A 15395-nucleotide genomic window follows, 5' to 3' on the forward strand; every position below is an offset into this window, starting at 1 on the left:
CGATGGCGCTGGACCCCTCCGAAGCTGCGGGCATCCCCGACGAGCTGATCGCGATGTACTCCGACGCCGAACTCGCGCTCCTCGCAGCGATGACACAGGCGATCCTCGAAGGCATCGACACTCCCGACTGGGAGGCACGTCAGCCGTTGGAGATGCTGCGGTTCCGGCAGGCAGCGGAAGCGATTGCGGCGCAACTGCAAGCGCAGATGCCCGCGATGGTCACCGCCGCAGTGACAGCAGCCGCCGCGAAGGGCGTTGCCGCTGCCGACGCCGACCTCGCCGACGTGCCGAACGTGCTGCCGAAGCCGCCCGAGGGGTACCTCCCGCCGCGGCGCACGCAGCAGCAGGCGCGTGAGGCGTGGGTGACGCTGGCGCAGTTCACGCAACGTATCCCCGGCAACAGTGAGCGCTTGTATCAGGATGTGGTGTCACGGGTGCAGGTGCGTGACGTGCCGGCGTCTGGCGGGACTCGCCTCGATGCCGTGCAGGAGGCACTGAACCACCTCACCAAGCGCGGCATCACCGGCTTCCGTGACAACCGTGGCCGCAACTGGTCGCTCACCTCCTACCTGGAGATGAAGTCGCGGACCATCGTCAACCAGACGCTCATCGACTCGCACACGGATCGGATGGTGGAGCGAGGGCAGGACCTGATCGTCGTGTCCTCGCACCGCAATCCGGCACCGCAGTGTCAGCCGTTCGAGGGCCAGGTCCTCAGCCTGTCCGGCGATACCGGCACCGTCATCCGCCCGTCGGCGGTTGGCGGTCGGGGTGTGAAGGTGCGCATCAAGGCCACGCTCGAGCAAGCCCGCGCCGCAGGGTTTCAGCATCCGAACGCGGTCCTAGAAGGGTCAACCTTCGTTACCTACGGTGAGGCGATTGAGGTAGTCCGCTCCCGCTACTCCGGCCCGGCGGTAACGCTCAGCACGGGGTATAGCGAGACGACCATCGGATTTAATCATCCGGTAATGACCGTGCGTGGCCTGATCCCGGCGCACGATTTGAAGGAAGGCGACCAACTCGTCTACGACCTTCGGTGCGTTGACGGTTCTGGCTTCGCCTCCTTGGATGACAACCTCCACGAGGTTCCACTCGTCGAGGACGCGTACAAGGCGCTCGAACTTGCCAGCGGCTATACGCGCATTGCCGCCACCAGTCACGACCTCCACGGCGACGCGAGATTCGGGGAGGGTGAAATCGAGGTTGTACGGCCCGAACGCGGTCTGCTGCCTGTACTCGATCCCGCGCTTGCGGAACTCCTCAGCGAGGACGCTCTCATGCGGTCCGGCGTGGAGGATCATGTGCTCTCTCGTCTTCGCTCGCAGAGCGCGACGCGAGAGCGGATCCTTGTTGCCGCGGCGAGCGGCATGGGCGGCAGCGGTGTTGGCGGTAGCCATAGTTTCGTGACCCTTCCATTGGAGCGCGTGACTGTAAAATGGTGGGACGGTTGGGCTTTCGATTCTACCGCAGAGTTGAGCCTATATTGTTCCGACGGGCTGGTTGTTTCCAACTGCGGCCATGCCGTCAGCGCGTTCGTGCCCGGCGCGTCGCGCACGTTCAAGACCGAACCGAACCCTGAAGGCTACGAGGCCACGCAGCAGCAGCGGGCGATGGAACGCGGCATCCGTGACACCAAACGCCAGTTGGCCGTGGCCGCGACACCGCAGGCCAAGCGGGAACTGAACGCCCGCCTCAAGGCGCAGCGCGAAGCGATCCGCGACCACATCGACGAGTGGGACCTCAAACGCAGGCCCAAGCGCGAACAACTTGGAGCACGCTGACCTATCGGACTGTATGGCCGAAATCCCATACGTCCCCATAAGGCCCGATAAACCCCAGACTCCCCGCCGAATGGCGGACCCCGCAACACCCATCCAGCCCCACGCCGAACGGCCTAGGGCCAATGCCGAATGGCATCAGAAGGAGAGCGCAATGGCGAACCTGATCGACGACCTTCGATTCCTCGTCGGAGCCGGATTCGGAGTCGGCCCCAGCCGCATCACCCGGCATCCCCGCCGCGACGACGAAGGCCACGACACTGGCAACAAGGTCGACGCTACGGATACCACTGACGACGACGGCGACCAGAACGAGACTGGCGACGTAGATGCAGACGCTGGAAACGCCGACGACGACTCCTCGAAGGACGCCGCCCACTGGAAGGCAATGGCGCGCAAGAACGAGCGCGAAGCCAAGGCCAACCGGGCAGCCGCCGCCGAACTGGAGAAGCTCAAGCAGGCGCAGATGACGGATGCTGAAAAGCAGGCCGCCACCACAAAGGCCACCGAGGAGCGCGCAGCCGCCGCTGAAGCGAAGGCCGCAGTCCTCGAAGCCGCCCTCGAGCACGGGATCACCGACAAGAAGGACCTCGAACTGCTCGAAGGGCTCCCCGCCGACAAGGTCGCAGCGTTCGCCAAGCGCCTCGCAGCACAGAAGGCCCCCGCCGGCCGATCCGGAAACCCGGTCGACGGAGAGAAGCCGAAGCCCAAGCCCACCACACTTACCGGCGCCATCGGCGCCCACTACGCCTAGGAGCCACACATGGCTGTCTCGCTCGCAGAATCCAAGAACAACGCAGTCCAGGACTACGACCCCGCCGTCATCGACGAGTTCCGCAAGGAATCCGCCATCCTCGACTCGCTCATCTTCGACGACGTCGTCAACCCCGCGGGCGGTGGCGCCACCCTCGACTACGGCTACCGGCGCCTCATCACCCAGCCGACCGCCGACTTCCGTGCACTCAACACCGAGTACACGCCGGCGAACGTCACCACCCAGAAGTACTCGACGACCCTCGCCGTCCTCGGTGGCTCATTCGAGGTGGACCGCGTCATCGCGAAGATCGGCGCCAACGCATCTGGCACCGTCGCCCTGAACATGTCGCAGAAGATCAAGGCGGCCCGCACCAAGTTCCAGGACGCCATCATCAACGGCGACACCGCAGTCGACGCGAACGGCTTCGACGGACTCGACAAGGCCCTCGTCGGCACCACCACCGAGTTCAACGCCGGCAAGGTCACCGACTGGACCGACTTCGACACCAACCCGCGGGCCGAGCACAAGGCCCTCGACGCGATCGACGAGTTCCTGTCGCTACTCGACGGTGCCCCTACCGTCATCCTCGGCAACAGCAAGGCCCTCGCCCGCGTCCGCGCCGCGGTCCGGCGCGCCGGCCAGTACACGAAGGACCCCGTCGAGGGTCTCCTCGGCCCGGGCGGTCGCCCTGTGGTCCGCGAAACCTACGGCGGCGTTCTCCTGGTCGACCCGGGTGCCAAGGCTGGCAGCAACAACCCGATCGTCCCGGTCGCTACTCGCACCGTCGCAACGGTGTCGACGACCGGCCTCACCGACCTGTACGCCTACCGCGTCGGCCTCGACGGCTTCCATGGCGTCTCCACGGTCGGCGGCCAGCTGGTGGAGTCGTGGCTGCCGGACTTCTCCTCGGCTGGTGCGGTGAAGAAGGGCGAGGTCGAACTCGGCCCGGTGGGCGTCGCCCTCAAGTCGACGAAGGCTGCGGCGGTGTTCCGCAACATCAAGGTCCAGTAGACCAACCCGCCCCACCCTCGAACCCACTTGTAGGAGAACACATCATGGCAACAATCAACGCACCCGTGAAGGACTTCACCGGCGTCGTCGCCGGCGTCCACTTCGCGGACGGTCAGGCCGAAACCGACAATGAGGCCGCGATCCAGTACTTCGAGCGTCACGGCTACGGCGTCGACGGCTCGGCGGACGACGCGTCCGAGCGGAAGCCCGCCGGGAACCTCGAGGAGTTCTCGGTGTCGAAGCTGCGCGAGTACGCGAAGGCGAAGGGCATCGCCCTCGGTGACGCGACGCGCAAGCAGGACATCCTCGCGAAGATCGAGAAGGCGGAGTCGCCCATCGCGCTACAGGAGGGCGCCGACCCGGCGGCCGCTGCTGCGATCGAGCGCGAGTCCGTCGCCGACCAGATGGACGACGCGGCCGACGAGCCTGCCGAGCCCGCCGAGGACTGACCACTCATGCCCGCCCCCCGCGCCTGACTACTCCCGGGCGCGGGGCTGGCGGGACCACGACTTGGTGGTTGGTGCGTCCCTACGTGGCTCGGCACAGGACTCATAGGAACCCACGTTAAGGCGGGCTGGGCGTTTCGATGCCGAGTACCTTTCGCGCCCTCACGACCGACCTGCGCACCAACCACCAACCCCTCCCGAGGAGGAACCGAACATGGCGTACGCCCCGACGATCATCCCCCGTTCAGTCATCAAGGGCTGGATGGAGGCTGCCGGAATCCAGTGGGACGACCTGCGGCACATCGACATCGATCCACACCGCGTCGAACTCACCTACTTTCGGCGCGACGCGGACGGCCGCCACGTCCTGGCAGGCGACTCCATTGCTACCGAGAAGATCACTGTCGGCATCGGCAAGGAGGACTGACCGTGCTCGTCTTCGCTACCGAGGATCAACTGTCGTCCTGGATGGGCACACCCGGCCCACTGAACGCGGGAGTCCTACTGCGGGAGGCGTCAATTCTCGTCCGCGACGCGTGTCGGTGCGATGTGTTCGACACGCTGCCGAATGGGCTGCCGGTCGACGACGACAAGCGTGAAGCCCTGCAGGACGCCACCTGCGCGCAGGCTGCGGTCTGGGCGGCAACCGGCGACGACCCCCTCAAGGGGCCGGGAGGTCAGGAGCCGCGAATGACCCTGTCGGGCATCGACGGGGCGCAGGTCTCGTTCGATACGTACCTGACCGCGGGTGATCGGGCGAAGTCGCTTACCGACCTTTGCGCGTCCGCCTACCGGATCCTCCGCAGCGCGGGCCTCGCATCGTCGGCGGTGCAGTCATGACTGATCCGCTCGAGCATTGGTGGCGCTGGCCGGTGACGGTCGAGCGGCTGGCCGGGTATGGCGCGGACGGCCCGGTGTTCGATCCGAAGGACACGTCGCTGCGCGGGAAGATCACCAACAAGCGCAAGAAGGTTCTCGCACCGGACGGCGCGGAGGTGATCTCCGAGGCTCGCGTCTCGATGCCCGCCACCACGCCGCTGATCCCACCCGGGTCACGGGTGACGCTGCCGGACCCGTTCGGTGGGCGCACGGCTGAAGTCCTCGCCGAGCAGCTGCATCACGACGGCGCAGGGAAGACCCCGAACTTCTACTCGATCGACCTGACGTAGGAGGTGTCGTGCCCGTCGAGTTCAACTACGGCATCGCGGCAACTGTTCGCGGCGCCGCCAAGAGCGGCCTCCATGACGCCGCCGAGGTCGTGAAGCAGGAGGCCATCGAACGCTGCCCCAAAGAGACTGGCGCCCTCCGCAACAGCGCCGGCACCGCATCGGACGGGATGGAAGCGGTCGTCTACTTCGACACCCCGTACGCAGCCAGGCAGCACGAAGAGGTCGGCTGGCATCACGTAGACGGGCAAGCGAAGTACCTCGAGAACGCCGTCAATGCCACGCAGGCGACGGTGGCTGAGGTTATCGGCGAGGCGATACGGAGGTCCATCGCATGACCCCCCGCCCACCGACGAGTGACGAACTCGAGGCGGCCCTCGCGCAACGCCTTCATGACATGGGCCTCGCTGACTATCAACCCACTGGCGCCTACCCGACGAATCTGACCGTGCCGGCCGTGTTCTTCGGCTCCATGCCAGACAAGCCGAACGGCGCGGTGTTGATCAACGTCTACAACGACGACCGTGAGCGGGATCCGCACACGCCGATCTACCTCGTGCAGTTGCGTTTCCGCTCCATCTCCGGCACGCGTCGGGACACGGAGCGGATGGCGAACTGGACCTTCAGCGCCCTCGATGACCGCGTCAACGAACGCTCCAACAGCCAGTGGGGCGCCATCCGTGTCCTGCACTGTCACCGGCACCTACGCGCCCCCGCCGAGCCGGACATGAACGGCCGCTGGTCCCGCCCTGATTCCTACACCATCATGACCAACCCGTCCTAGGAGGACGCATGGCACTCGCATCAACACTCGCCCGCGACTGGATCCTCGAAGTTCGCCCGGTCGGCGGCAGTACCTGGACTCGCGTCCGTGGCCTGTCCTCGGTCGCGCCGATCTTCGAGGGCGCCGAACAGGACGCCTCGGACATCGACTCTGACGGCTACTCGTCGCCCATCATCACCGGCCTGTCGTACCGCATCGAAGGGGGCGGCAAGCGTAAGGGTGACAACACCGCCGGCTTTGTCGATGACCCCGGCCAGAACTTCCTGCGCCGCCAGGGTCGCATCACCGGCGCGGACAACTTCATCGAGGCGCGAATCTACCGCCGCGACGAGCTGCCCGACGCGTACCAGTCGACGAACATCGTGAAGTGGACCGACACCGCCGCAGGCGATCCGAACGCACTCCAGGAGTTCAGCTTCACTCTCGGCGGCGTCGGTAAGCCGGAGGAGATCGTCAAGCCGCCGATCACCGGCGGCAGCGCTAAGACGTTCAATGTGTCGTTCGGCGGCGCGACGGCAGGCAACGCAACCCTGACGTGGAACGGCAAGACGACCGCGAACATCGCATCCAGCGCTGCGAACACCGCCGTCGCCTCGGCGCTCGGCGCGCTCGACGACGGCTACGACGCTAGCGATTTCACCGTCACTGGCTCGGCAGGCTCGTACGTCGTCACCGTCCCGCACGGCACCCTTACCGGATCCGGATCCGGCCTGACCGGCGGCACCCTGACGATCACTCCCGCCTAACTCACCCACTTCTCACTGAGGCCGTCACTCACGTAGTGGCGGCCTCAGTGGTTCCTGCCGCAAGGAGACCCAGTGCCGTACAACGATCTTCGGGAGTTCTTCGACCCCGACCTGCACCTGCCGATCAACGGTAAGACGTACACGATCCACACGCCGAACGCGGCCGACGGCCTGCGGCTGCGGGCGATCTTCGCCGACGACGAGCAGACCCTCACCAACACCGACGAGCTCGCCGAGATCGCGAAGCTGTTCGGCGCCGACATCGACGATGACGGCAACCCGACGGGCGGCGTCTGGCAGCAGATGAACGACGACGGCATCTCCTGGGGAGAGATCATCCACGCCGGCCGCACTGCCCTCATGCACTACGGCATCAGCGCAGACTTCGGCGCCATCTACTGGCGGACCGGCATGGACGGAGTCCTGGGAAACCCGCTGCCCCCGAACCCGAACGGGGAGACGGGGGAGAACCCGAGCCAGTCTGCATCTGCGCCGGAGAGTGCGGAGGAGCCCTCACCTGCCGACCCGGCACCTACGGCCCCGACGACCCCGGCGGCGGCCCATACCTCGAAGCGCACGGCATCCGCGACTGGATCCACGCCGAACCGAAGCAAGCGGCCCCGCAAGGCGTCGTAGTCGACCTCTCCTGGCGGGCGATCCTGCAGGCCTGGACCGCGGTCGAACTCGACCTCCAAGACCTCGGCATCGACGTCGAGTCGGGGGTGCTCGAGCAGCGGTCGTGGCGGTGGCTGGCCGTGCGTATCACCGGCTTGATCGCCGACCCGAAATCCCGGCTGAGACTGCGGCTCGCCGAACCCGCCTAGGAGGCCCCTGTGTCCCTGAATGTCGGCACCCTGAAGGCTGTCCTCACCCTCGACGACAGTGAGTTCAACACCCGTATTCAGCGGGTCCCGCAGGCGTTGACGAGCCTGGACCAGGCTGTTTCGCAGACGGGCGCACGCGTGTCCGGGAAGCTGGGCCAGGCGGGTGAGCAGGGTGGCCGCCAGTTCGGGTCGAAGCTGTCCTCGGCGGCGACCTCATCGGCGTCGGCTGCGGGCGACAAGGCGGGCCAGGGGTTCGGGCAGCGGTTCTCGTCTTCGCTGTCGTCGGCGGTGTCGAACGCGTCGCAGGAACTGCAGTCGAAGCTCGGGGTGTCTCTGCCGACGTCGGCGGCCGCGATCGGTGTGACCGCGGGTGCGGCGCTCGGCGCTGCGATGTTCAAGGGCTGGAACCGTCTCACCTCGATCGAGAATGCTCAGGCGAAGCTGTCCGGCCTCGGCAACTCCGCCCAGGATGTCGCCGCGATCATGCAGAACGCGATGGCAGCTGTGAAGGGCACCGCGTTCGGTATGGACGAGGCCGCCTCCACCGCGGCCGGCGCTGTGGCTGCGGGCATCAAGCCCGGTCAGGATCTGCAGAGGACCCTCACCCTGGTTGGTGACTCGGCGACTATCGCCGGGATGGGTATGTCCGAGATGGGCGCCATCTGGAACAAGGTCGCCGCCTCGAACAAGATCCAGGGCGACGTCATCGCCCAGCTCAACGATGCGGGCATCCCGATCGTGCAGCTGCTCGGCAAGGAGCTCGGCAAGACTGCCGAGGAGACGATCAACCTCGCCTCGAAGGGTGAGATCGGTTTCGAGACCTTCCGTGCCGCAATGGAAAAGGGCCTCGGCGGTGCTGCACAGAAGTCGGGCGAGACCGTCTCGGGCGCGTTCAAGAACATGGGCGCCGCGGTGTCCCGGTTCGGTGCCCTGCTCGCGCAGCCGGTGTTCGACCGCGCTGGTGGCGTCATGGGCGGCATCACGGAAGGCATCGACGGTGCGGGCAAGGCGGTCAAGGCCGCGCAGGGTGCATTCGATTCGATCCCGGCGCCGGTGCAGTCTGCGGTCGCCGTGTTCGCTGCCCTGAAGTTGGCGTCGATGGCGCTCGGCACGGAGATGGGTCAGAAGCTCACCTCGCCGGTGCGGAACGCGGCGTCGGCGATCGCATCGTCGACTGGGAACATCTCCGGCAATGTCGGGGCGTGGCGCAACCTGTCGGGCGAGCTGAAGCAGACCGCTCCCGCCTTGAACGCTGTGCAGCGCAACGCGATGGCCCTGTCCACTGGCACGGGCGCGATCGGCAAGATGGGCACCGCGTTCATGGATGCGGCAGCGCAGGCCAAGCGGATGCCGAACGTCATGGGAGCGGCGGCGGCGTCGTGGCAAGGTGCGAAGTCGGCAGCGTCCGGCCTATCGAACGTTCTCGGCGGGCCGCTCGGCATCGGCATCATGGCCGCCACCGCGTTGTGGGTGAAGCACTCGAACGAGGTCGCGAAGGCGAAGGCGCAGACCGAGCAGATCGGCGCCGCCGTCTCCGACACCGCGACGGTGCTGTCGTCGACAGGCGGCAAGTACAGCGAGGCCGGCCAGCAGGCCGCCGCAGCGGCCTTGGAAACGATCAAGCTCAAGGACGGCACCACCAGCCTTGGAGAGGCGCTGTCGAGGGCGAACGTCCCGCTCGACCAGGCCGCCAAGGGCCTCGCCGGGATGGGCGATGCGGCCGAGAAGACACGCGAGCAGCTCAAGGATGCTCACGAGCAGGCCGCTGACCAGATGGGCCTGTGGGATCGAATCAAGCAGGACTTCTTCGATCTTGACATCCGCACACCCTTCTCGGGGCCGAAGCGCAACGACGAGTATGACACCGAGTACAGCGACGCCCTCGCTGCCTACGAAAAGGCACAGAAGGCGATCAAGTCGAAGCAGGACGCGATCAAGCGTGAAGCGGAAGCTGGTGGCTTCAAGCTTGAGGTCGCCGTCGACGGCACTGTCGCCCTAGATGGGATGACAGAGTCGCTCAAGGAATTCGAGTCGAACGCTAAGGGCGCCGCCGCTGGTGTCGACATCCTGACCGGCGCGCTGAACAAGCTGTCGGACGACCAGTTCACCGTCCATGATGCGCAGGCGAAGCTCAACGAGTCATTCCGTGAACTCAAGGAACTCTCAGGCACGCTCGGCAATGTCGGCCTCGACGGCTCCGGACTGATCGACACGAAGACCAAGGAGGGCGCTACTGCCGACAAGGCGGCACGGCAGGCGGCGGAAGGCTACAAGGAGCTTGCTGCGTCACTCTATGAGTCGGGTCTCCGCGGCCAGGGCCTCACCGATGCGCTGCGTCCGCAGTATGACCAGTTCATCGAGCTGGCGACCGGGATGCTCAAGTCCCGCGAGCAGGCCGAGATCCTTGCGGCGACCCTCGGCATGTACCCCGACGACATCCAGATCAACCTGGACGTCAAGAACGCCGCGAACACCAAAACGCTGTTGGATTCGATCGGCGACCAGTTCAAGGGCTTCGACGGCACGACCTCGACGATCACCGTCAAGTCGCTCACCGACGAGGCTAAGACCGCACTCGAGGGCGTCGGCTTCACTGTCGAGCAGATTCCTGGGACGAAAGAGTTCACGATCGTCCCGAACACCAAGGCGGCGTTCGACGCCCTGGATGGGCTGCGCGGCAAGTATGACGGCATCCCCGCCGTCAAGCCGATCACCATCGAGACGCCGGGCTACGAGGGTGTCATGGCCGGGCTCGAGCAGCTCGGCATCAAGGTCCACTCGGACAACGAGAAGCACATCGTCATCGACGACAACAGCCCTGAGGTGCGGGCCAGGCTTTCTGAGCTTGGAATACAAACGACGACCCTCCCGAACGGCAAGGTCGTCATCACTGACAACAGCGTGGACATCGCTGGAAACATCGACCGCAACCTCAACGGCAAGACGACGACCGGATCGCACACGATCTACGTCAACGAGGTCATGTCCGGCACCGGGACGACCGGCACCCCGCGAGCTGCGGTCGGCCAGCACTACGGTGCCGACGGCGGACTGCGCGGCATCGGCGCCGGCGCATGGATGCTGCCCTTCAGGAAGCGCGCCAACGGGATGCTCGACACCGCGCACATCGTCCAAGGGCAAGGGCAGGGCATCTTCGCTCAAACCCCACTGGGCAACGTCCAGTACGGCGAAGGTGAAACCGTCTGGGAGGCATACATCCCGGGCGCGCAATCGAAGCGCACGCGGTCTCTGGCGATCCTCAAGGAGACGGCACGCCGCTTTGGCTACGGCATCATCAACAAGCGCGATGTCATGGCCGACGGAGGAATGCGCGTCGACCGATCGGCAGCGGAGGCATACGCCAAAGCCCACAACGGCGAAGGCTACGTCTACGGCGCACTTGATTGCTCCGGCTACCTGTCGGGCATCTACAGCAAGCTGACCGGCAAGAACGTCCGCTTCACCACCGCATCGGACTTCGCGGCGCTGGGATTCGTACCCGGCTACGACCCGAACGGGTTCTCCGTCGGCACCAACGGCGGCGTCGGAGAGAACGGCCACATGGCCGGCACCCTCTACGGCACCAACGTCGAATCGGCCAGTGGTGCCGGAATCCAGTATGGCGGCGGCGCTCAGGGTGCAACCGACTTCCCGGAGGTCTGGCACCTCCCGGAAGCGAGCACTGGCGGAGACAATCCCGCCACCGCGTCCGGTGGTGGGCAGCAGGCTGACGGTCAGCGGGTGTTCGTCACCAACTGGCCTAGCGGCGCCGGGTTCGGTGGCGGCTCCGGCTCGTCGGGCGGTTCCACATCTCCGGGTGCAGGATCCGCACCGGCGCCGACCAGTTCGCCGGCGTCGAACCCGATCGCCGATGCTGTCGACGGCGTCCGGGCACTGCTCGAGCGCGGCGACTACACGTCCAGCCTCAGTCGGGTGGGCGTCGAAGAGGATGATCCTCGCGTCATCGCCGCTCTCGGGCTGCGGTCCCTGCTCGCCAATGGAGAGTTCACCCAGAACCTCCGTGACGCGTTCGGGGTGGAGGAGGACGACCCGCGCATCGTGCGATGGCTCGGGCTCCGCGCCGCGGCCAACGGCCAGTTCGACCAGAACGTCCGAGAGACCTTCGGTGTCGAGGAAGATGACCCGAGAGTCGCTGCAGCATTCGGCGTTCGATCGCTCCTGGCCGACGGGCAGTTCACCAGCAACCTCCGCGACGCTTTCGGTGTCGAAGAGGACGACCTGCGGGTGGCCGCAACCCTGGGCGTGCGATCGCTCCTCAAGGACGGCGACTTCACCGCCAACCTCCGGGACGCATTCCAGGTCGAGGAAGACGATCCCCGGGTCGTCGGACTGCTGGATCTCCGCAAGGCCATCGTCGACCGGTTCCCACACCTGCAGCCGATGGCGATCGAACCCGCAGCACCGGACGCTCCCGCGCCGACCGATCAAGCCGCCCGCGAGAACCCGTCCGAGGTCAAGCCCTACGAGGTGAAGACCCCGCAGGAACGGATGGCGGAGTTGACGGAACAGGCCGGCCAAGAGTGGCTCGACTCGTTCGGGCTCAAGCCCGGCGGCGCGATCGGCGCCCTCATCGACGCCGGCAAGGAGCCGGAGAACGTGCGGGCGCTCGAGCAGATGGTCGAAGTCCTCCGCGTCATCGCCGAGGACCCGCCCGTGCAGGTCGTCATCAACGCCAAGGACGGCGACGACGCCGTCCGCAAATGGCAGGAGTACATCGGCGGCAAGAGCCTGTCCTGGATCAAGTAGGAGGCACACGTGGGCGCAGCCCCCACCGTCGAGCTGGAGGGCGTGAACGGTCAGATGTTCACGCTCTCCGGCCCCGGCGCCGGCGCAGAAGGCGTCACTCTCAAGACCGATATCCAAGGGCTTTACGACTCGCCCGTGAAGCCGATCTACAACTCGCACGCCTTCGAGAAGGGCTCAACGTACGGCGGCAAGCGATACCTCCAGCGCGACATCCAGTTCGGTGTCGGCGTTCTTGGCGCGGCCGGGTCCTGGGAGGAGTTGGACTCGGCGTGGCGGTTGGCGTTCGACTATGGCCGCACCGCCCGCCTGTGGGTGGAGACGGAGAGCTCACGCCGCTACATCGACATCGCGCTCGCACGCGAGCCCGAAGTCAAGGACCCGTTCAAGGGTCATGCCCTCGGGTATACGCGGATCGTCATGCATTGCGTCGCGGCGGACCCGTACTGGTACGACAAGGTGGACACCTTCCCGTGGGCGTCGACGATCGACACCACGGGTGGGTCGACGGCGAACGGCACCATCGTCGTCCCGTTCGCGAATCCGACGCCGGATCCGATCTGGGCGCAGTGGATGGTGCAGGCGGCCACGGACGCCCGCTGGACCATCCCGGACTACAGCTTCGGCGACGACCGCTACCGCCGCGCCACAGCCGATGCGAATCGGCGCATCGTCATGCCGAAGCTACTCGCCGCCGAGCATCTCTACGTCAACACCGACGAGGCCGCGAAGCATGAGCAGGTCCGATCGAACATCGACACCCAGATCTACCTGCGCATGAACGGAACCCAGTTCCTCTACCCGATCAAGTCGGGGCAGAAGCGAACCGAGTTCCAGGTGTCCGTCACCGGCGCACCCGCGGGTGTCGGCATCCAGCTACGACTCATCCGACCGTACTCACGACCATGGGGGTTGCGGCTGTGACCACTGTGCAGACCATCGACTTCGATGCCGTCTTCGAGCAGATCACCGCGAAGATCAAGACCGAGGCCGACGAGCGTCTCACCCCTCCGCTGATCCGTATCTGGGACGGCGACTGGAACCTGCGCGGCATCTGCAAGCGGGAGATCGGCGCCGAGTTCTCGTTCATCGACAACGAGACCGGCGTCGGCATGCTGGAGATGCCCGCCGACTACTTCCTCTCGGAATGGCTGGCGGCTGCCGACGAGCGCCCCACCTCGAATGTGCACGTCACGATGGACAAGGACGGCGCCCGCTGGGGTGGCCGCATGTCCGAGCTGCAGGTCATCGACGATGAGCGTGGCCGGCGCGTGCGCGTGCTGTTCGAACACGACTACGAGGAACTTAAGCACATCCTCGCGTGGCCGAACCCGTTCATGCCGATCGGGTTCCAGTTCCCGAAGGTGTGGATGCAGTTCGGCCGGGCGCGCACCGCGCTCAAGACCACGCTGTACGTGAACCTGCATCGGCTCGAGAAGTCGCCGTCGTGGGTGGCTGGCAACCCCCTGACCGTCTCGGCGATGAACGCGGTCGGCGACTTGAACACGTGGTCGCAGGTCGTCAAGCCGGACCTGACGCCGGACACCTCGGTGGGCGCGATTGTCAGATCGCGGATGAAGACCATTCACGAGGCGTCGCGTAAGCAGGTTGCCGACGGGCAGTTGTCATGGGAGCAGCGGCGATACCTGCAGGGCGATCCACCGCCCTGGCCGGGCGCGAACCTCCGGCACGGCACCCTCGTGTGGGACCTGATCGACAAGTCTGGCTGGAACACTGGGACATCGTTCGGTGGCAGCATCTTCTCCGGGCTGATCCGCCAGTTCACCAGCATCGGCGCCGACGGGCTCGAAGAGTCCCTCGAAACGGTCGCCGACCCGAACGTGCCGGCCGCCTACTCGCAGCCGGGCGTGAAGGGCTCCGATCCGTCAATGCCCGCGGTGGTCTACCGCGAAGGCGAGTTCACTGGCATTCAGTCGTCGAGATACTCGCTCAAGCCCGCACGGGATCGGCAGATCGTTGCAGGTGGGAACTCGATGCCCATGGTCAACGAGACCATCGGCGCCGCGATCGAGATGGCCGGCGACCTGACCGCGATGATCCCCGGCGTCCCACCACTGGGTGGTGTCGCGAACGAGATCCTGCGGCCGCTATACACGGACGTCGTCCTCGCATTCGGCAAGTGGGACAACATCACCCGCGCCCAACGCATGGGCTGGTCGCACTACCATGAGCGGTTCCAGGAAGGCGCCGACCGGGCATACACCATCGCCTGGCTACTGGCGATGCGCACCGGCCGATGGGAAACCCGCGAGCAGCACTCAGTCACCCTTGAAGTCGCCGACGGCGCTCCGTGGAAGATCGGCCAGAACGGATTCGGCCACTACTTCCTTGGGGACCGCATCGGCTTCTCCCTGAAGGCGCCACTCGCCCCCGGCCGCATCATCGTCGAACGCGTCTCTGAGCTCACCCTCTCGTGGGATCGGGACACTACCCCGACGTGGCGGATTCAGGTCGGCCAGCGCAAGCACGAGGACCCCGTACTGAAGGCGTTCGAGCAGATGCAGGAGTTCATGGGGCTCCTGCAGGACTTGGGAGTGATCTAGTGCAATCGCGTATCCCCTTGCAGGCTATGTGCGACCAGTCGGACCCGAAGACGGCGTTCAAGTGGGCGCTCGTTGGGCTCCCCTGGGCGGGGCCGCAGAAGTTCACCCCGCCATCCGATCTGGCGGACGACTGGTCTGAGCATCTCTGGAAGCTCGGGTTCCGGCATCACCCGGAGTTGCAGGAGTTGAAGCTGATCCCGCCGCCACGCGGGCAGCAGCACCCACAGAACGCGACGATGCAGTGGGTGGGGATCGACGAGCCGGAGCCGCCGCCGGTGGTGATCCCGGATGTCAGCTCGAAGGAGTACACCCGCAACGAGCAGGCGGCTATCGCGGAGCAGCTCTACCGCGACGGCGTGATCCCGACGCCAGAGCTGGAGCGAGACATGGCGTCCGTGGAGCGCACCTTCAACCCCGCGGACTACACGCCGTCGGAAGTGCGCGGCTACCTAATCGGCGCCGACGACCGCGAACGTGCCCGCGTCCTCGCGCTTGAGATGACCGGCAAGGCGCGCCCGCAAATCCTCAACGACCCCCGATGGAAGGGGATGTGAC

15 protein-coding genes are annotated in these 15395 nt (G+C 66.1%); all 15 read left to right on the top strand.

The features are described from left to right. The first annotated feature begins 2 nt into the window (after window positions 1-2). The 15 genes from A6I89_RS01925 (at window position 3) to A6I89_RS02000 (ending at window position 15394) form a co-directional block, all read left to right on the top strand. Complete coding sequence (locus tag A6I89_RS01925) at window positions 3-1781, top strand: phage minor capsid protein (protein WP_016046492.1); 1779 nt, start codon at window positions 3-5, stop codon at window positions 1779-1781. Between the two features lie 151 nt (window positions 1782-1932). Beyond that, complete coding sequence (locus A6I89_RS01930; protein ID WP_016046493.1) at window positions 1933-2532, top strand: hypothetical protein; 600 nt, start codon at window positions 1933-1935, stop codon at window positions 2530-2532. Window positions 2533-2541: 9 nt separating this feature from the next. After that, a complete protein-coding gene (locus tag A6I89_RS01935; RefSeq protein ID WP_016046494.1) occupies window positions 2542-3546 on the top strand; it encodes a major capsid protein in 1005 nt (334 codons plus the stop codon). Between the two features lie 44 nt (window positions 3547-3590). Then, entirely contained in the window at window positions 3591-3995 is a 405-nt protein-coding gene (locus tag A6I89_RS01940) for a Rho termination factor N-terminal domain-containing protein (RefSeq protein WP_016046495.1), read from the top strand. Window positions 3996-4206: 211 nt separating this feature from the next. Beyond that, window positions 4207-4419 (top strand): hypothetical protein, encoded by a 213-nt coding sequence (locus A6I89_RS01945; protein WP_016046496.1) that lies wholly within the window; start codon window positions 4207-4209, stop codon window positions 4417-4419. A 2-nt stretch (window positions 4420-4421) separates the two neighbouring features. After that, window positions 4422-4832, top strand: a complete 411-nt coding sequence (locus A6I89_RS01950) for a hypothetical protein (RefSeq protein WP_016046497.1) — start codon at window positions 4422-4424, stop codon at window positions 4830-4832. Then, window positions 4829-5161 carry a hypothetical protein gene (locus A6I89_RS01955; RefSeq protein WP_016046498.1) on the top strand — a complete coding sequence of 111 codons (333 nt, stop codon included), beginning with the start codon at window positions 4829-4831 and terminating at the stop codon, window positions 5159-5161. The genes A6I89_RS01950 and A6I89_RS01955 overlap by 4 nt, the downstream gene beginning before the upstream one ends. An 8-nt stretch (window positions 5162-5169) precedes the next feature. Continuing rightward, on the top strand, window positions 5170-5496 hold the full coding sequence (locus A6I89_RS01960) for a hypothetical protein (RefSeq protein ID WP_016046499.1): 327 nt from the start codon (window positions 5170-5172) through the stop codon (window positions 5494-5496). After that, complete coding sequence (locus A6I89_RS01965; RefSeq protein WP_016046500.1) at window positions 5493-5942, top strand: phage tail terminator protein; 450 nt, start codon at window positions 5493-5495, stop codon at window positions 5940-5942. Before A6I89_RS01960 ends, A6I89_RS01965 begins: the two co-directional genes overlap by 4 nt. 8 nt (window positions 5943-5950) lie before the next feature. Beyond that, window positions 5951-6688 carry a phage tail tube protein gene (locus tag A6I89_RS01970; protein WP_016046501.1) on the top strand — a complete coding sequence of 246 codons (738 nt, stop codon included), beginning with the start codon at window positions 5951-5953 and terminating at the stop codon, window positions 6686-6688. Window positions 6689-6760: 72 nt separating this feature from the next. Then, complete coding sequence (locus A6I89_RS01975; protein ID WP_016046502.1) at window positions 6761-7324, top strand: DUF7426 family protein; 564 nt, start codon at window positions 6761-6763, stop codon at window positions 7322-7324. Between the two features lie 197 nt (window positions 7325-7521). After that, window positions 7522-12279 (top strand): tape measure protein, encoded by a 4758-nt coding sequence (locus A6I89_RS01985; protein WP_016046503.1) that lies wholly within the window; start codon window positions 7522-7524, stop codon window positions 12277-12279. 9 nt (window positions 12280-12288) lie between these two features. After that, window positions 12289-13200, top strand: a complete 912-nt coding sequence (locus A6I89_RS01990) for a hypothetical protein (protein ID WP_016046504.1) — start codon at window positions 12289-12291, stop codon at window positions 13198-13200. Beyond that, window positions 13197-14840, top strand: coding sequence for a Gp37-like protein (locus A6I89_RS01995; protein WP_016046505.1), 1644 nt, complete (start codon window positions 13197-13199; stop codon window positions 14838-14840). The genes A6I89_RS01990 and A6I89_RS01995 overlap by 4 nt, the downstream gene beginning before the upstream one ends. Continuing rightward, window positions 14840-15394 carry a phage gene 29 protein family protein gene (locus A6I89_RS02000; RefSeq protein ID WP_022598757.1) on the top strand — a complete coding sequence of 185 codons (555 nt, stop codon included), beginning with the start codon at window positions 14840-14842 and terminating at the stop codon, window positions 15392-15394. Before A6I89_RS01995 ends, A6I89_RS02000 begins: the two co-directional genes overlap by 1 nt. Window position 15395: the final 1 nt, after the last annotated feature.

Origin of the sequence: Prescottella equi, assembly GCF_002094305.1 — a bacterium.
In the GTDB taxonomy this organism is placed as follows: Bacteria; Actinomycetota; Actinomycetes; order Mycobacteriales; family Mycobacteriaceae; genus Prescottella; species Prescottella equi.